Origin of the sequence: Paracoccus aestuariivivens, assembly GCF_009711225.1 — a bacterium.
Classification (GTDB): domain Bacteria; phylum Pseudomonadota; class Alphaproteobacteria; order Rhodobacterales; family Rhodobacteraceae; genus Paracoccus; species Paracoccus aestuariivivens.
Window position 1 is genome coordinate 1 of the sequence record NZ_WMIE01000070.1, and the last position, 672, is coordinate 672.

General features: G+C 61.6%; 1 pseudogene and 1 other annotated feature. The pseudogene reads right to left on the reverse strand.

Annotated features, from left to right (window positions below):
• A pseudogene (locus GL286_RS22110) lies at positions 1-672 on the reverse strand (IS3 family transposase); the annotation flags it as partial.
• Positions 449-565, reverse strand: a sequence feature (AL1L pseudoknot). It overlaps the preceding pseudogene by 117 nt.

The following is a 672-nucleotide window of genomic DNA, read 5'->3' on the forward strand; positions in this document are numbered from 1 at the left end:
CGAAGCCGGTGGTCATCGAGGTCGAGACACGCCAGCCGACGATCTTCCGGGCGAAGACATCGATCACGAAAGCAACGTAAACCATGCCCTGCCAGCTCGAGACATAAGTGAAATCCGAAACCCAGAGCTGGTTCGGCATCTCCGCGACGAAGGCCCGGTTCACCTTGTCATCCGGGCAGGGCTGCGCCGCATCCGGGTTGGTGGTGATGGCCTTCTTGCCACGGACAACGCCCTGTAATCCCATGACCTTCATCAGCCGCTCCACCGTGCAACGAGCAATGTCGCGCCCTTCACGGCGCAACTGATGCCAGACCTTGCGGGCGCCATAGCGGTCTCGACTGGCATCGAAGACCTTCTTGATGGCGGCCATATCCAGGCGATCCTGCCTGGCTCGATCCGATGCCAGAGAGGGATCGCGCTCGATCGCCTTGATGGCATAGAAGCGCGATGGTGCGATCCCCAGAACCCTGCAGATCGGCCCGACACCAAACATGCCCCGCTGTTCGTCAAGGAACGCGATCATCGCCTGAACGGGCGGTCGAGCTCCGCCGCCGCGAAATATGCACTCGCCTTCTTCAGTATCTCATTGGCGGCTCGAAGTTCACGGACCTCCCGCTCCAGTTCTCTGATCCGGTCCTTCTCGGCGCTGGTCAGTCCGGCGCGCTGCCCACT